This is a genomic window from Pseudomonas kairouanensis, assembly GCF_004682055.1.
Classification (GTDB): Bacteria; Pseudomonadota; Gammaproteobacteria; order Pseudomonadales; family Pseudomonadaceae; genus Aquipseudomonas; species Aquipseudomonas kairouanensis.
Genome location: NZ_QUZU01000013.1, coordinates 123,842 through 139,465, shown reverse-complemented (window position 1 = coordinate 139,465; position 15,624 = coordinate 123,842). Strand labels below are relative to the sequence as shown.

General features: G+C 61.1%; 17 protein-coding genes. 6 read left to right on the top strand and 11 right to left on the bottom strand.

The genetic code is table 11. The features are described 5' to 3' along the window. Positions 1–29: 29 nt before the first annotated feature. The gene (locus DYL59_RS13360; protein ID WP_135289607.1) at positions 30–893 is read right to left on the bottom strand and encodes a universal stress protein; all 864 of its coding nucleotides are present in this window, start codon (positions 891–893) and stop codon (positions 30–32) included. A gap of 152 nt (positions 894–1,045) precedes the next feature. Between DYL59_RS13360 and DYL59_RS13355 the strand changes: the two genes are divergently transcribed. Further along, entirely contained in the window at positions 1,046–1,648 is a 603-nt protein-coding gene (locus DYL59_RS13355) for a MiaE family protein (RefSeq protein ID WP_135289606.1), read from the top strand. Here DYL59_RS13355 and DYL59_RS13350 read toward each other — a convergent pair. From DYL59_RS13350 to yghX, 3 genes are all read right to left on the bottom strand, one after another. Next, positions 1,604–2,803, bottom strand: coding sequence for an MFS transporter (locus DYL59_RS13350; protein ID WP_135289605.1), 1,200 nt, complete (start codon positions 2,801–2,803; stop codon positions 1,604–1,606). The genes DYL59_RS13355 and DYL59_RS13350 overlap by 45 nt on opposite strands. A gap of 46 nt (positions 2,804–2,849) precedes the next feature. Then, on the bottom strand, positions 2,850–3,995 hold the full coding sequence (ampC, locus tag DYL59_RS13345) for a class C beta-lactamase (RefSeq protein ID WP_135289604.1): 1,146 nt from the start codon (positions 3,993–3,995) through the stop codon (positions 2,850–2,852). A 147-nt stretch (positions 3,996–4,142) separates the two neighbouring features. Beyond that, a complete protein-coding gene (gene yghX, locus DYL59_RS13340) occupies positions 4,143–5,030 on the bottom strand; it encodes a YghX family hydrolase (RefSeq protein ID WP_135289603.1) in 888 nt (295 codons plus the stop codon). A 108-nt stretch (positions 5,031–5,138) separates the two neighbouring features. Here yghX and DYL59_RS13335 point away from each other — a divergent pair, with 108 nt between their 5' ends. Then, positions 5,139–5,690: a YceI family protein gene (locus DYL59_RS13335; protein WP_238340678.1), complete on the top strand. Its 552-nt coding sequence runs from the start codon at positions 5,139–5,141 to the stop codon at positions 5,688–5,690. Here the strand turns inward: DYL59_RS13335 and DYL59_RS13330 are convergent. Continuing rightward, positions 5,687–6,577: a DMT family transporter gene (locus DYL59_RS13330; protein ID WP_135289601.1), complete on the bottom strand. Its 891-nt coding sequence runs from the start codon at positions 6,575–6,577 to the stop codon at positions 5,687–5,689. The genes DYL59_RS13335 and DYL59_RS13330 overlap by 4 nt on opposite strands. 90 nt (positions 6,578–6,667) lie before the next feature. Between DYL59_RS13330 and DYL59_RS13325 the strand changes: the two genes are divergently transcribed. Further along, positions 6,668–7,993 carry an aminotransferase-like domain-containing protein gene (locus tag DYL59_RS13325; protein WP_135289600.1) on the top strand — a complete coding sequence of 442 codons (1,326 nt, stop codon included), beginning with the start codon at positions 6,668–6,670 and terminating at the stop codon, positions 7,991–7,993. 7 nt (positions 7,994–8,000) lie between these two features. Here the strand turns inward: DYL59_RS13325 and DYL59_RS13320 are convergent, their stop codons facing one another. After that, positions 8,001–8,432: a nuclear transport factor 2 family protein gene (locus DYL59_RS13320; protein ID WP_135289599.1), complete on the bottom strand. Its 432-nt coding sequence runs from the start codon at positions 8,430–8,432 to the stop codon at positions 8,001–8,003. Between the two features lie 234 nt (positions 8,433–8,666). Here DYL59_RS13320 and DYL59_RS13315 point away from each other — a divergent pair, with 234 nt between their 5' ends. Further along, positions 8,667–8,885, top strand: coding sequence for a DUF6434 domain-containing protein (locus tag DYL59_RS13315; RefSeq protein WP_135289612.1), 219 nt, complete (start codon positions 8,667–8,669; stop codon positions 8,883–8,885). Positions 8,886–9,186: 301 nt separating this feature from the next. Here the strand turns inward: DYL59_RS13315 and DYL59_RS13305 are convergent, their stop codons facing one another. Then, positions 9,187–10,881 (bottom strand): amidase, encoded by a 1,695-nt coding sequence (locus DYL59_RS13305; RefSeq protein ID WP_135289598.1) that lies wholly within the window; start codon positions 10,879–10,881, stop codon positions 9,187–9,189. A 54-nt stretch (positions 10,882–10,935) separates the two neighbouring features. After that, entirely contained in the window at positions 10,936–11,724 is a 789-nt protein-coding gene (locus DYL59_RS13300; protein WP_135289597.1) for a helix-turn-helix domain-containing protein, read from the bottom strand. An 83-nt stretch (positions 11,725–11,807) separates the two neighbouring features. Between DYL59_RS13300 and DYL59_RS13295 the strand changes: the two genes are divergently transcribed. Beyond that, positions 11,808–12,113, top strand: a complete 306-nt coding sequence (locus tag DYL59_RS13295) for a DUF2834 domain-containing protein (protein ID WP_135289596.1) — start codon at positions 11,808–11,810, stop codon at positions 12,111–12,113. Continuing rightward, a complete protein-coding gene (locus DYL59_RS13290; protein ID WP_135289595.1) occupies positions 12,106–12,528 on the top strand; it encodes an MAPEG family protein in 423 nt (140 codons plus the stop codon). Before DYL59_RS13295 ends, DYL59_RS13290 begins: the two co-directional genes overlap by 8 nt. 31 nt (positions 12,529–12,559) lie before the next feature. Here DYL59_RS13290 and DYL59_RS13285 read toward each other — a convergent pair whose 3' ends face one another. The 3 genes from DYL59_RS13285 to DYL59_RS13275 are packed head-to-tail and all read right to left on the bottom strand — an operon-like array spanning position 12,560 to position 15,504. Next, positions 12,560–13,483, bottom strand: a complete 924-nt coding sequence (locus DYL59_RS13285) for a sugar ABC transporter substrate-binding protein (protein ID WP_135289594.1) — start codon at positions 13,481–13,483, stop codon at positions 12,560–12,562. 42 nt (positions 13,484–13,525) lie between these two features. After that, positions 13,526–14,659 (bottom strand): phytanoyl-CoA dioxygenase family protein, encoded by a 1,134-nt coding sequence (locus DYL59_RS13280; RefSeq protein ID WP_135289593.1) that lies wholly within the window; start codon positions 14,657–14,659, stop codon positions 13,526–13,528. Further along, positions 14,659–15,504 (bottom strand): SDR family oxidoreductase, encoded by an 846-nt coding sequence (locus tag DYL59_RS13275; protein ID WP_135289592.1) that lies wholly within the window; start codon positions 15,502–15,504, stop codon positions 14,659–14,661. The genes DYL59_RS13280 and DYL59_RS13275 overlap by 1 nt, the downstream gene beginning before the upstream one ends. Between the last annotated feature and the right edge of the window lie 120 nt (positions 15,505–15,624).

Here is a 15,624-nt window from a genome sequence, read left to right as displayed (position 1 = left end):
TTTTGATCTCCTTCGTTCTATAGATTGCTTCAGGGCTTGCTGGCCAGTTCTTCCAGATGTGCCATGAGTGTTTCGGGCTTGAGCACCAACACATCGCTCTCCACCGCATCCAGCACCACCTCCGCCGTATTGCCGATCAACGCCCCGGAAATCCCGGTGCGCCCCACGGTGCCGATAATGGTCACGGCGGCCTCTAGTTTATGCACAAGGTGCGGAATCAACACATCCGCCGGGCCTTCTTCGATATGCAGGTGCTTGTCGTCCACATCGAACTCCGCCTGGAATGCCCGGCACTGCTCGCGATAGCGCGCCTCGATGGTCTCCTTGAGCTGGAAGGTCGGGTCGGCAGCCGACAGCATCGGCGACGGATGGGCACTGATCACATGCAGCTGCGCCTTGGCCAGGCTGGCAATATCAAAGCCATGGTCGATGATGGCGTTGTGCAAGGAGCGGTGTTCCAGGTCGCCGTTGCCCACGTCGATGGCCGCCAGGATCACCCGGCCAGCCCAGGGTGCTGACGTTTTGACCAACAGCACCGCCGTCGGGCAATAGCGCAGCAGCTTCCAGTCCGCCGGGGTGAGCAGGGCCTTTTTCAGCGGGCTGTCGGGGAAGTGCTGTTTGATCACCAGGCCACAGCCTTCGGCCTGCTGCACATCGATGATGGTCTCATGCAGGTTGTCATTCCACGCCTGCTCGGTGGTCACGCTGTAGCCGTCCTCGTGCAGGCCCGCCTTGAGTAGGCTCAACAGCGCCGAATGCTCATGCTTCTTGTCACACACCAGCAAATGCAGGTGCGCGCCAGTGACCCCGGCAATCAGCTTGGCGCGCTTGAGGGCCAGGCTTTCCGAATGCTCGGGCTCGATGACCACCAGGATGCTGCGGATGGCTTGCATGGTCGGGATCTCCAATAGGATGCGGGCATGGAACAACTATAGTTGCTGCCCGCCAGACGGCATGTTGATGCACATCAAGGCCGGTGGCTGGTGGTCTGCGGCGCGGTCGGTATAATCGTCGCCCTTTTGTGATCCTTTTGCCCGTGAGCCCGATGAACCTGCCAGAAATCCACGAATTCCTCGGTTGCCGCACCCCCGACGCCTGGGTCCAGGCCGCGTTGGCCGATCAGGAAACCCTGCTGATCGACCACAAGAACTGCGAATTCAAGGCCGCCAGCACCGCCTTGAGTCTGATTGCCAAGTACTACAGCCATGTCGACCTGATCAACATGATGTCCCGCCTGGCCCGCGAAGAACTGGTGCACCACGAACAAGTCATGCGCCTGATGAAAAGGCGCAAAGTCGAGTTGCGCCAGTTGAACGCGGGGCGTTATGCCTCGGGCTTGCGCAAAGTGGTGCGCACCCATGAGCCGGTCAAACTGGTGGACACTCTGGTGGTAGGCGCATTTATCGAGGCGCGCAGTTGTGAGCGTTTCGAAGCGCTGGTGCCGCATCTGGATGAAGAACTCGGCAAGTTCTACTTCGGCCTGCTCAAAAGCGAGGCGCGGCACTTCCAGGGTTACCTCAAGCTGGCTTACCAGTATGGCGATGCCAAGGACGTCGCCCAGGTGATCGAGCGGGTGAGGGCGACCGAGCAAGAGCTGATCGAATCACCCGACGTCGAGTTCCGCTTTCACAGCGGCGTGCCAGCCTGAGGCGACCGCCAAGCCGATCAGCGCGGTGATACCGGTTAGCAAGAGGATCACCGTTTGCGTGCCCAACGGTGCGGCCAAAACCGCAACCACCAGGCCTGCCAGCGGTTGCGGCAGGTTGTTGAGCAGGGTAATCACCCCCACGGTCTTGCCGAAGTCCTGCACGGGTATGACCTTCTGGCGCACGCTGCGCATGTACACGCTGTACATCTTGTCGAAGCCGATCACCAGCAGGAACCCCAGGGCGTAAACCCACAGGTTCGGGCTGATCGCCATGACCAGCGCGCCCACAGTGATCAGCGCGTAGGACAACCCGCCCAGCAGTTTCAATGGCAGGGTGGCACGGGCCAGGTAAAACAGAATCACGATGGTCACCCCTGCGCCTGCCGCTTGCAGCAGCGCGTAGGCGTCCTTGCCCGCGTCGAATTGACCGGTGACCATGGCGGCGGAGGTGGCCAACGTGACGCCAATCATCAGGTTAACCCCCACTGTCAACGCGATCAGCCGCTTCAAGCCGGCCAGGTTGCCAATGTGCCCGAATGCGATCCGTAGCGGTTGCAGCCAGATATCCCGATGTTGTTCAAACACCTCCACGCTCACCGTGTTGGTGCGTTGCCACACGCCCATGGCCAGGTCCGCCAGCACAAACAGCGTGGCTACCCCCAGCACCACCCAAGGCCATGCCCAGACTTCCAGCATCAATGCGGCCACCAGAGGCCCGAGTACCAGCCCGCTTTGATCGGCGATCTGCGAATAGGAAAGGGTCTTGGCGTAGCTGTACTGCTGGAACACATGGGGCATCAGCACTTCGCGGGCCATGACGCCCTGGGTGGTCAACACCCCGCACAACGCCGAAAGCAGCACGAGCCAATAGATGCCGTCGAACGCGCCGTGCAGCGCAACCGCGATTACGCAGGCCAGTGCACGGTAAACCTGGCTGATATGCAGGATGCGCACGGGAGGGTATTTGTCACACAGCGCCCCGCACACGGGAAACGCCAGGAAGCGGGGCAGTGATTCAACGAAAAAGGCCAGGCCGGCCAAGGACGCACTCTGGGTGGTCTGGAACACGATCAACGGCACGATAAACAGCAGGATCTGGTCCGCCAGCCGCGACAAGAACAGCGAGATAAAAAACGCCTGGTAATCCTTACGCATACAACTTCCTGTAGGTGCCGTGATCGATCTGGAGGAGGGGGGGCGCCTACTGTTCCAGCGCGCTCAAAATTCCATGGCCCAGCTTCACGCGCTCGGCATTTGGGTAGTTTTTGTTCGCCAGAATCACCACCCCGATATCCTTGCTCGGCACATACGCCACGTAAGCGCCAAAACCACCGGTGGAGCCAGTCTTGTTGTACAGCCTGTTGGTCGTTTGCTGCTGGGCCGGATTCAGCCATTTCACTGTATGAGGCTCCATGGCCATCGGCGTGGAGTTGCCCTCCGTCAAGGCTTGCAGCGTGATGGGGTAGGGGTAGGACTCCCAGCCCAGGCCCTGGGTCATGCCATCCACGCTGTAGTAACCGGTATGTGTGGTGGCGATGGCCTGTTGCAGCGGTTTCTCAAGGGTTTGCGGGTGCATATTGAGCATCACATAGCGCGCCAGGTCCTGGGTGCTGGTCTTGATGCCGTAGGCTTCACTGTCCAGTGCGCCCGGGCCGACGCGGACGGGGTTCTGGTCCTTGTCATAACCTTGGGCGTAGCGATTTAGCTGGTCGGCAGGCACGCTGACAAACGTGTGCTTCAAGCCCAGCTTGGGCAGCAGGTCTTGCTCCATGGCGACATTGAACGGCTGGCCCAGGCTTTGGGCGGTGAGGTAGCCGAACAGACCGATGCTCGGGTTCGAATAGAGCCGCTGCGAACCGGGCGCGTAGGCGGGTTTCCAGTGCTGGAAGTAGTCGAGCATGGTCTCGGCGCTGTCGGCGGCCTGCGGGAATTGCAGCGGCAGCCCGCCTGGTGTGTAAGTGGCCAGTTGCAGCAAGCTTATATGGTCAAAAGCGCTGCCCTTGAGCCCGGCAAGATGCTCGCTGGCCTTGTCCGACAGCTTCAGCGCACCGCGCGCCTGCGCGTAACCACCTAGCGTGGCGGTAAAGGTTTTGCTCAGTGAGCCGATTTCGAAAAGTGTGCTCTGGGTAACGGGCAGTCGGGTGTCTTTGTTGGCAACGCCGTAGTTGAAATATTCCACCTTGCCCTGGCTTACCACCGCTATCGAAAGGCCGGCGATGCCGTGTTGTTGCATCAGCGGCTTGACGCTGTCGTCCATCACCTTGTGCAAGTCGGTGGCGGCCATGCAAGTGCTGGCACTGATCAAGCATGTTGAAGCCAGGATGTTTCGTACGCTAAAACCCGTCATTAACGGCCTCTATAGAAATTGTGTGTTGGCGACCAAAAGCCGTGGGCACCCGGTAGTTGGGGGGGGGCACACCGATCTGTGCGCCTGCCCACGAAATAGTGACGCCGTGGGCGGTGTACGCAATAAGACGCTTCTTAAATGTTGCACCTAGGCCAGATATTTGCGAAACCACCCCAGGGTACGTTCCCACGCCAGATTCGCCGCCGCCTCGTCGTATCTGGGCGTCGAGTCATTGTGGAAGCCGTGATTGGCACCGCTGTAGATATACGCCTCGTACGTCGTCCCTGCCGCTTTCAGCGCTTTTTCATACGGCGGCCAGCCTTCGTTGATTCGCGTGTCCAACTCGCCAAAATGCAACATGATCGGCGCCTTGATGCGGGGCACATCCTTGGCCTGCGGCTGGCGCCCATAGAACGACACGGCCGCGCCCAGTTCCGGGTAGGCCACGGCCGCCGCATTGGTCACGCCGCCGCCGTAACAGAAGCCGGTGATGCCGACCTTGCCGGTGCTGCTGTCGTGGTGCATCAGCCACTCGATGGCGGCAAAGAAGTCGTTCATCAGTTTGGTGGGGTCCACGGTCTGTTGCAGCGCCACGCCTTTTTCATCGTTGCCGGGGTAGCCGCCCACGGAGGTCAGGCCATCGGGCGCCAGTGCGATAAAGCCGGCTTTTGCCAGGCGGCGGGCGACATCTTCGATATACGGGTTCAGGCCACGGTTTTCGTGCACCACCACCACGGCAGGTAATTTGCCGGCGGCCTTGGCTGGGCGCACCAAGTAGCCGCGCACCGTGCCGTTGCCTTTGGGCGAGGGGTAGGTGATGTAGTCGGCGATGATGTCCGGGTCGGTGAATTTAACCTGTTCGGCCAGCGCGTAGTTGGGGCTCAGGGCCGCCAGCAGGGCCGAGGCGGTGAGGCCGCCAAAGGTAAACAGGGCCGCGCGGTCGAGAAATTCGCGGCGGTTGATCTTGCCGTGGGCGTAGCCGTCGTAGAGTTCCAGCAGTTCGGGAGCAAAGTCTTTCGCGGTGAGACGCGTCATCGGTGCAATCCTCGATTGAAGGGCGGTCGACTATTGTGTTTAGCAGGACATGGGCAGGATGGGAATACTATGTCTTCACATATTGCGGAGCCTGACATGAAACCTCGAATGTCCCCAATCGTACTGGCGCTGGGCTTGTGTCTGGTGGGCCACGCTCATGCAGGCGAATACACCGATGTCAACCGCACGGCGAGTCAGATCAGCTTTACCTACAAGCAGTTGGGGCAGTCGATGTACGGCACGTTCGGTGACTTTGAAGGTTCCTTGAGGTTGGATACACAACGACCGGAAGCGGCTCATGCATTGCTCAAGATCCAGATCGCCAGCATCGACGCCGGCAGCCCCGATGCCAATGATGAGTTGCAGCGCGCCTCGTGGTTCGATACGGCGACCTTTCCGGTGGGGGTTTATGAGTCCACCCGCGTCACCGCTTTGGGGGGCAACCGCTACAAGATCGACGGTAACCTGACCATCAAGGGTACGACGCGGCCGGTCACGGTAGACGTGCTGCTCAAGGAACAGGACGGTATTGGCGTTTTTGACGGAGAGTTCGTCCTCAAGCGCGCTGACTTCAAGATCGGTGAAGGCGAATGGGCGGGTAACAGCGTGGTGTCCAACGACATCACGATAAAATTCAAGATGGTCGCGCCGCAGCGTTAGCGGGCGAACTTCTTCGCGCCGGCCACGCAGCCGATCACTGCGACCGTCACCAGCACCATGCCCAGGCTGACCTGCTCATGCAGCAGGCCCGCCGCCAGCGCCAGGCCAAAGAACGGTTGCAGTAGCTGCAACTGGCCAACGGCGGCGATGCCACCTTGGGCCAGGCCGCGATACCAGAACACAAACCCGATCAGCATGCTGAACAGCGCCACATAGCCAAGGCTCACCCAGGCCGGCAGGCTGATGCCGCCAAAACTCGAAGGTGCTAGCACCAGGCTGAGCGGCACCACAACCGGCAGCGACACGACCAGCGCCCAGCAAATCACCTGCCAGCCGCCGAGGCTGCGGGACAAGGTGGCGCCTTCGGCATAACCCAGGCCGCACACCACCACTGCCAGCAGCATCAACACATCCCCTACGGGGGCGGCGCTCAAGCCCTGCGTGAACGCATAGCCCATCACCAGCACGCTGCCCAGGATCGAAAACAGCCAGAACACCGGGCGTGGGCGCTCGCCGCCGCGCAGTACGCCGAATACTGCCGTGGCCAACGGGAGCAGGCCGATGAACACGATTGAGTGCGCCGACGTCACGTATTGCAGCGCCAGCGCGGTGAGGAGTGGGAAGCCAATCACCACGCCCAGGGAAACAACAGCCAAGGGTGCCCACTGGTTGCGCGCAGGACGGTTCTCCCTGAACAGCCACAGCAAGAGCAATGCCAGCACGGCGGCGATCGTGGCGCGCAGCATCGTGAGAAACACCGGGTCGAATTCCATGACGGCCAGGCGCGTGGCCGGCAATGAACCGCTGAAAATCACCACGCCGATCAAGCCGTTGATCCAGCTCTGGGTGCTGCTGTGCTGGGCGTTAAGCTGAGAGATATGTTCCATTTGGAATTACCCGGAAAAGAAAGATTGCGTGCCGCTGATCCTAGGGTTGAAGATCGAGACAATCAAAAAATTGTCATGGATACATCGCCGATGCCCCGCGCCCGCTACAAGTCGCTGGTCGATACGTTCGCCCACGCCATCCGCAGTGGCACGATGCCCGCCGGCACCCGCCTGCCGACTCACGGCCAACTCGCTGCCGAGCATGGCCTGGCGCTGGTTACGGCCAGTCGCGTCTACAGCGAACTGGAGGCCATGGGCCTGGTCAGCGGGGAGGCCGGGCGTGGCACCTTTGTGCGTGAGATCGCGTTGCCGCCGGGGCAGGGCAGCGGGCAGATGACCCTGGCGACAGGCATGCTCGACCTCAATTTCAACTACCCGTCGTTGCCCGGCCAGGCAGACCTGTTGCGTACTGCGTTGCGCCAGTTGGCACTGTCCGGTGATCTGGAAGCACTGCTGCGTTATCAGCCCCATGCCGGGCGCCTGCATGAGCGCGCAGTAATGGCGCGGCATTTGCGCAGCCGTGGGCTGACGGTAGCGGCCGAGCAGGTGCTGGTGGTCAGCGGCGCCCAACATGGGCTGGCGGTGACCATGATGGCGTTGCTCAAGCCCGGGGATGTGATCGCAGTGGATGCGCTGACGTACTCGGGCTTCAAGGTGCTTGCTGAGACGCTGCACCTGGAGGTTGCCGCGATTGCGGTCACGGCAGACGGGCCTGACCTGGAATACCTGCAAAGCCTGTGTCGCAAGCGCCCGGTGCGCGCGGTCTACTGCATGCCGACTCTGCACAACCCATTGGGCTGGGTGCTGAGCCAGGCCCAGCGCGAGCAGTTGGTGGGCATTGCCCGCCAGCACGATCTTATGATCATCGAGGACGCGGCCTACGCGTTTTTAGTCGAAGACGCGCCGCCGCCCCTTTTCTGCCTGGCACCGGAGCGTACGGCCTATGTCGGTGGGTTGTCGAAAAGTGTTGCAACGGGCTTGCGGGTGGGGTTTGTTGCAGCACCTGCGGCGTGGATGGGGCGGTTGGAGCGCGCCATCATGGCCACGACGTGGAATGTACCGGGGGTGATGAGTGCCATCGCCGTGGGCTGGATCGAGGACGGTACCGTGGCCCGGCTGGAAGCGCAAAAGCGCCAGGACGCCCAGGCGCGGCAGGCGTTGGCGGCGCAGGTGTTGAGCGGCCTGGACTGCGTCGGTCACCCCTCGTCCTATTTCCTGTGGTTACCCCTGGCCGAAGACCTGCGTGCCGATCAGGTCGCGATGACGTTGCAGCGCGAGCATGTCTGGGTCTCCACCGCCGAGCCGTTTGCCGTCTCGGCCCATGTGCCCCATGCCTTGCGCCTGGCCTTGGGGTCGGTGCAGATGCCCGCGCTGCGTGAGGCCTTGGTCAAGGTCCGCCAAGTAGTGGTGTGGTAAGCCTGCCTCAGTACTTGTACGCCTGACGGCCGATCAGCAGCCACTTGCCTTTCTGGTTTTGCCAGACCTGGAAGTTGTCGATATCGGTGGGCACCTCGACACCGCTGTTCACGGCCAGGGCATGGAAGTGGTTGCGCACCAGTGCCGTGTCGCCATTGAGGGTGATGGTCTGGTTTTGCATTTCCAGGGTCTTGAAGGCACTGGTGTGGGTTTCGAGGTCGGCGATGAACTGGGCCTTGTTCTGCACCTTGCCGCTGGAGTGGCCGTAGGTGAGTGTGTCGGAAGTTAATGCATGCAGTTGCTTGAGGTTCAGGTGCAGCATGGCTTGGGTCAACTGATCGACTGCTTGGGCGACTTCTTTTTCGGCGGGGGCAGGCGCGGCGGCGACGTAGCCGCTGAACAGGCACAGAAAACCGATCAACACTTTAACGTTGGGCATGGGTGTTTCCTTATTGTTGTGGGGGTGTGCACGACAGTTGTAGTCGTCGTACAACAATGCAATAGGTTAAGTGGTGAAGGAAAGTTAAATTTGAAATATCCTGAAAATATTAGTCTTGATAGGTTTTTTTACTGGTATGACATCCCATCACGCTGGTCGATTTAATGCCGCGCTTCCTGTGCAACTGGCACGTCGCTATGCTGTTGGCGAATGAATAAAGAGCTGAGCGACAAAATGGACTTTGACTGGCATAGCGATCCCATCACCCGCGCCACATCCGTTACCTCGAACTATAAGAACACCCAGAATGTACGTCGCTTCATGCTTGAGTGCTGTGGCTCGGAGTTTAAGTTCGACCGGCCTTTCATGGCCTGGATTCGCAACGATGTGCCCAAGACTCTGGGCGATGTGGTGGATGAGTGGCAGCGCCGCAACGCAGTCGCGAACGGCTGACGAGTCGCGCCGGAGTTGGCGTGATTGATCCTGTGGAGTCGCGGCCACTGCGCTTTTGGGCTGGTAGCGGGGCTGGCGGTGGGCGCGCTGATTGCCGTGCCCTTCATTACATGACTTGACGCTGCCATCGCAGGCAAGCCCGCTCCAACAGGGGGCGGGCTGCGTTTAGCCAGTGCTTGATTTGAAATGCTGCAAAAAGTGTGGGAGCGGGCTTGCTCGCGAAAGCGGTGGTTCAGTTAATACATGTGTCGACTGATTCACCGCCTTCGCGAGCAAGCCCGCTCCCACCTTTTTAGTGTGTTTATTCTGCTGGCAATGGCGGTGTGCGCGGTGGCGTCAGGCGTTTGCTGCCGGTGGCTTCATAGGCCGCAGCAAACTTCAGCAAGGCAGAGTCATCATAGGCGCGGCCCGCAAATGTCAGCCCCACGGGCATGCCGATGTCGGCCATTACACCCATCGGTACGGTGACCGTTGGCACGCCCAGGTGGCGGATAGCGAGGTTACCGTTGGCCACCCAGATGCCATTGCTCCAGGCGATGTCGGCGCTGGCTTCGTTCACATCGGCATCCGCCGGGCCTACGTCGGCGACGGTGGGGAAAAGCACGGCGTCGAGCCCGAGCGTGTCCATCCAGTCTTCCAGGTCCAGCCGGCGAGTTTGTTCCAGGCCGCGCAGGCCGTCGGGTACGGTGCTGATCTCGTTCCACGGCGTGATGCCGCGTTCGGCCATGCGCACGTATTCATCCATGCCGGCGGCCAGGTCGTCTTCACGGTTGGGCAGGGTGCCGGGGTCGTGGGGGAAGATCTTCGGCCCGTCCACATCCGCCAGGCGGTTGAGGTTTGGGTCGTTGTTGGCGCGCAGGAAGTCGTCGAAAGCCCACGCCGATAATTCCCACAATTCATCGTGCAGGAATTCCTTGGATACCAACCCACGGGTAAACACGGTCGGCGCGCCGGGGCGGTCGCCTTCGCAGTTGGAGACCAGCGGGAAGTCCACCTCGATCACTTCGGCACCGGCCGCTTCCAGGGCTCGGCGTGCGTCTTGCCACAGGTTGATGACACTGGCGCGGGTATTGATTTTTTGCCCGGTGGGGCCGCCGATACCGGGTTTTTCGCTGGTGCCGGCTTCGTGGTCGGCGTTGATGTACATGCGCGGCACGCCAAAGCGCTTGCCGGCGAGGGCAGCGCTGCTGACTGCCAATTCAGCGTAGGACGCCGGGCGCACTGACGCGACGCTGGGGATCGGCACCCAGGGTTGCAGGCGCCACAGGTCGCCACGGGTGTCCGGGTCTTCGGCCACCACCACGTCGAGCACTTCCAGCAGGTCGGCCATGGTGCGGGCGTAGGGCACCACCACGTCCATGGTGGGGGTGAGCGGCCAGTTGCCACGCACTGAAATCACCCCGCGGGACGGGGTGTAGGCGCACAGGCCGTTGTTGGACGCCGGGCCCCGCCCGCTCGACCAGGTTTCTTCTGCCAGCCCGAACGCCGCAAAGCTCGCCGCAGTGGCGGTGCCGGCGCCATTGGACGAGCCGGAGGCAAAGGGGGCGGTCAGGTAATCGGCGTTGTACGGGCTTTCTGCCCGGCCGTAGACACCGCGCTGCATCCCGCCATTGGCCATCGGCGGCATATTGGTCTTGCCCAGGCAGATCGCGCCACCGGCCCGCAGGCGCTCGATGGTGAAGGCGTCGCGTTGCGCAACCAGCTTGGCAAACGCCGGGCTGCCGGAGGCCGCGGTCAGGCCCTTGACCAGGTAGCTGTCTTTGGCGGTATAGGGGATGCCATCCAACGGCCCCAACGTTTCGCCTTTGGCCCGGCGTGCATCGGATGCCTGGGCTTCATTAAGGGCTTCGCGGTTGCGCACGACAACGGCATTCAACGCGCCATCATAGGCCTCGATCCGCGCCAGGTACGCCTGAACCAGTTCAACGGCGGTGGTCTGGCCGGACTCAAGCGCAGCGCGCAATTGGGCAATGGAGACTTCTGTAACTTGCATCACGATTTTTTCGCCGCCTTCAGGTGGGGGTATGGCGGCAGTCTACGTACAGATATTTCACAAAACCAGCGCGGCATATTCGGCGTAGGCGTTGCGCATTACTTGCCAGGTGTGGGCGTCTGCGGGAATCAGATGTTCGATGCGCAGCGACGCGAGGGTGATGTCCTGGGGCATGCCGAAGGTGGTGAAGGTGGACAGGAAGTTCAGCTCGCCCTGGCTTGAGCGCAGGCGGGTCATCACCAATGGCGGCATTTCTTTGGGTAGATCGTCGTGGGTTGGTGCAGGCAAACCCGCCAGCAATGTCGCCAGTTCAGGATTGGCCAGCGCTTCACGGGTAGCCCGTTGCCAGGCCACAGTGCGGATTTCTTCGGCATTGATCAAGTGATCGCCGAGCCCGCCGGGTTGCAGCAGCGTGGCCAGCAAATTCAGGCCATTGGCCGCGTTTGGCGGGATACCTACCAGCTTGAACAAGACGCTGGTACTGGCATTGGCGGCGCGCACGTCCCACTGGCTGTCCAGCAGGATCGCGGGGGCGGGGTTGTTGGCATGGAGCACATGATCGACGGCTTCACGAATCGCTTCCATGGCCGGCGAGGCGAGGGGGGTGGTGATGTAACGCGGGGCAAAGCCGGCGGCGAGGAACACGCGGTTGCGCTGTACCAGCGGTGTTTCCAGCGCATTGAGGACATTGTGCAAGGTGCCAGGGCTGGGCACGGCGCGGCCGGTTTCGATGCAACTGAGATGGCGTTGGGAAATGCCGCTGATCAACGCCAGGTCCAGTTGGCTCAGCTTGGCGCCAAGGCGTAACTGGCGCAGCTGCTCGCCAGCAGTAGAAGGTTTGTCCATGGGGCGTTCATGACCTCCGAGGTCATTGCGAGGGGCAGAACCTTATCACTAACGTAGGCCTTCATCACGCCAAGGAAGCAAGCATGCCTAAGCCCTATTTCGCCCTGATCGGATTGCTCGGATTTTCGTTGTATACCCTGTTCACGCTGCTGACGGCCGAGCAGTCGTTATGGGCATTTGGACGGGAATTGATGTCGCGCCCGGACACCGCCCAGGTGGTGATCGACCTGTACCTGATGGCAACGCTGGCCTGTGTGTGGATGTACCGGGATGCGCGGCGGCGAGGGCAGCCGCTGGCTTCGCTGGTGCCCTATTTCTTGCTGACGGCGGTGTTTGTCTCGGTGGGGCCGCTGCTATATGTGGTGGTGAAAGGATTTCAGGATGAATGATGTGCTGTCAGTTTATGCCGCGTGCGTGCTGGTGCTGTGCCTGAAGATGTTGGCGATTTCCTGCTATCAGGGGTTTTTTCGCATTCGCGCCAAGGCATTTACCCATCGGGAAGATGCGGCGTTCTTCAACCGGGCTGCACGCGCAGAAGAGCTGCCGCAAGTCGTGAGGGCGGCGAAGGCGTGGGCCAACGACCTGGAAAATATCCCGCTGTTTTTTGTACTGGGCGGGTTGTGTGTGGTTATGCAGGGTGACAGTGCTACGACCGTTTGGTTATTCGCAGTTTTTACCTTGGCGCGGGTGGTGCATACCGTGACGTATCTGATGAGGTGGCAGCCCTGGCGCACCGTTGCCTATGGCACGGGAGTGATAGGCCTGCTGGGATTGGGCGCCACGCTTGCCTACCGATTGTGGTGAGCGGGGCAAACCCGCTCACTACAGAGCTACCTCATGGATTCAGAAAGGCTTGGTAGTTGGCCTTGGTGATCTGCTGGTAAGGAATGGTCAGCTCAGCGGTATACGGCTCTTTTTTCACCATCTTCACCGCCAAGTCCACCGACCCTACCGCTTGCCCCTTGTTGTCCTGGTAAGCCGTCACCAGCAGCTGCCCCTTTTTCACCGCATCCAACCCCGCCGCGCCACCGTCGCTGCCGGCCACCAGGATATCCTTGCCTGGCTGCATCCCTGCCTGGCTGATGGCCATGGCCGCACCGATGGCCATTTCATCGGCATTCGCGGCCACTGCGTCGATCTTGGTACCGGACACGATCCAGTTGTTCATCAGGTCAATGGCCTTGCTGCGTTGCCACTCTGCGCTTTGTTCCTCGACGATCTTGATGTTGGGGTAGTCCTTGAGCACGTTTTTCACGCCCAGGGTGCGGTTATGGGTGGCGTTGTTGGAGAGCAGCCCGAGCATGATCGCCAGGTTGCCCTTGCCGCCCATTTGCTCGGCCAGGTAGCGCATCTGGATTTCACCGGCCTTGATCTCATCGGAGCCCACATAGCCCACGCCTGCGGGCAACTCCTTGAACTCCGGACGACGGTTGACGTACACCAGCGGGATCTTGGCTTGCTGGGCGTTGACGGTCATTTTTGCCGTGGCGGCGGTGTCCACGGCGTTAACGATGATCGCGTCCATGCCCTGGGCGGTGAAGTTCTGCACCTGGTTAAGCTGACGCACCACATCGCCCTGGGCGTCTTCGAATTGCAGGGTCACGCTGGGCAGTTCCTTGGCGTGGGCGGCCATGTAGTCACGCATTTGCGCGAGGAATACATCGTCTACCTGGGCGATGCTCACGCCGATACGGATATCAGCCAGCGCCCAAGGCGTCACTGCGAGGGTAAAGAGTGCGGCAAGGAGTTGCTTCTTCATGGTGGTGCTCCGTTATTTTTGTTGTTGTTAAAACAGAGTGATTCACGCCTGGCGCTTGTTTCGCATCTGCTCGACCGCAGCGGCGAAGTCCGACAATGGCCAGCGCTCATCGAGGGCTTGCTGCATCAGTTGCTGCCCGGTTTGTGGTGCCAGCCCCTTCAAGGGCGGGTCGGTATCGAGGTTGGTGGGGAAGGAATAGCCGTCGGCGGTACAGCCGATCACGGCCTCCACCGCTTGTGCATCCAGTGCGGTGTTGGCCAGCAGGGCCGGGTACACCGCCAGCATCATGCGGTCACGGTCCAGGGCTTCCATGGGTTTGCCGAAGGCCGAAGAGATCTGCAGCAGGTTGGCCATGCGCTGGCGGTCTGGCGTGCGGTTGGTGCCGGCGGCGTGGAACAGCGCCGGGTTGAAGAACAGCAAATCGCCTTTATTGAGTGGCAACTGCACGGCATGTTGTTGGAAGTACTCGATAAACTCCGGGCGCCGCCACGCCAGATAGCCCAAGGCATATTGCTGGGAAAACGGCAGCAACTGGGTTGGGCCGGTTTCCAGCGGCATATCCGAGTGGGCCACCGCGCCCTGCAACGTCAGGTACTGGGACAGCACATGCAAGGGCAGGGGGAAGCGCTCCACCACGTCATCGGTTTGGAAACCCAAGTGATAGTCGCGGTGCGGCTGCTGCGCCTGGCCACCGGGGTGCACCACATTCACTTGGGCGGTCACCTGATAACTCGGCCCCAACCAGGCCTCGGCAATCAGCCCCAGCAGCGGGTTGGCGTAGTACTCGACAAACGATTCAGGCGATTGCAGCGCAGCCTTTTGCAAGGAATTCCAGATACGCCCGTTACTGCCCGCCTTGGCAAAGTGGTCGGCGGCCACGCCTTGCGCTGCTTCATTGGCGAAAATATCGTTGAACACCTGGCTGTGGCGGTCCACCACCTCAAGGTCTTCATAAGCCCGGCGTACCACCATCACGCCTGGCCCGTCACGAAACAGGCGGTGCAGCTCGTTCATCACCTCCAGGCGGTCACTGTTACGCAGGTTGTGCGCGTCGTAGATCACCACATTGCTGATTACGTTGGCACATAACGGATATTGCTCGGCACTGGCCTGCTGCGTGCAAATCCGGTTGAAGTCCGCCAGTTGTACGGCGGCGCGGGTGACGAACGCCGACATCAAACACCTCCCGGCAGGCTCAGCGCCTGGTGCGGTTGGGGGCTGCCGCCGTCGGTGCAGCCGACCACGCCTTGCTCCAGATCGATCACCGAGCCGGTCATCATCCCCGACTCGCTGGACAGCAGGAACGCCACGCTGCGCGCCACTTCTTCGGGCTTGAGCAGGCGACCGAACGGCTGCGCGGCTTCGGCCTTGGCCAGCCAGCCATCCTGAGCGCCGTGGTACTGGCGCTGAATGTCATCTTCGTGGGGCGTGTCCATCCAGCCGATATTCAAGCCATTGACGCGGATGCGGTTACGCAGCGCACTGAACGCCACGTTCTTGGTGAGGATCGCCAGGGCGCCTTTGGAGGCTGCATAAGCGCTGAGAAACGATTGCCCGCCATGGCCGGTGACGCTTTGGATGTTCACGATCGCGCCTTCCACACCCTTGCTGATCATCAGCTTCAAGGCTTCCTGCATCAAAAAGAACGGCGCCCGCACATTCACCGCAAACAGGCGTTCGAACAATGCTGGCGAGGTGTCGAGGATGGTGCCGCGGTCCGACATGCCGGCGCAGTTCACCAGCCCGTGTAAGGTGCCAAAGTGAGTGCGCGCGGCATCGATGATCGCTTGGCAATCCTCGACCTTTTCCAGGTCGGCCTCGACAAAAAAAGCCTGGCAGTCCAACTGCGCCAATTGCCGCACCTGCTCTTCGCCCTGGGCGCGACGACGCCCGCAGATGATCAACCCGGCGGCCCCGCGCTCGGCCAGGGTGCGGGCTACCGCCGCGCCCAGGCCTTGAGTGCTGCCGGTGACGACGAAGTATTGGCCACTGAAAGTGCTGGCGAGATCGGTGTTCGGCATGGGCTTCTCCTGAATTTTTGTTGTTGTGTATCGCTCGGCTCGACGGCGGGCAAAACTGAGACTAGCATTGCGAAACCTCAGTAACGCCTAAAAAACACCTCAAAAAGACATCAGGCACAA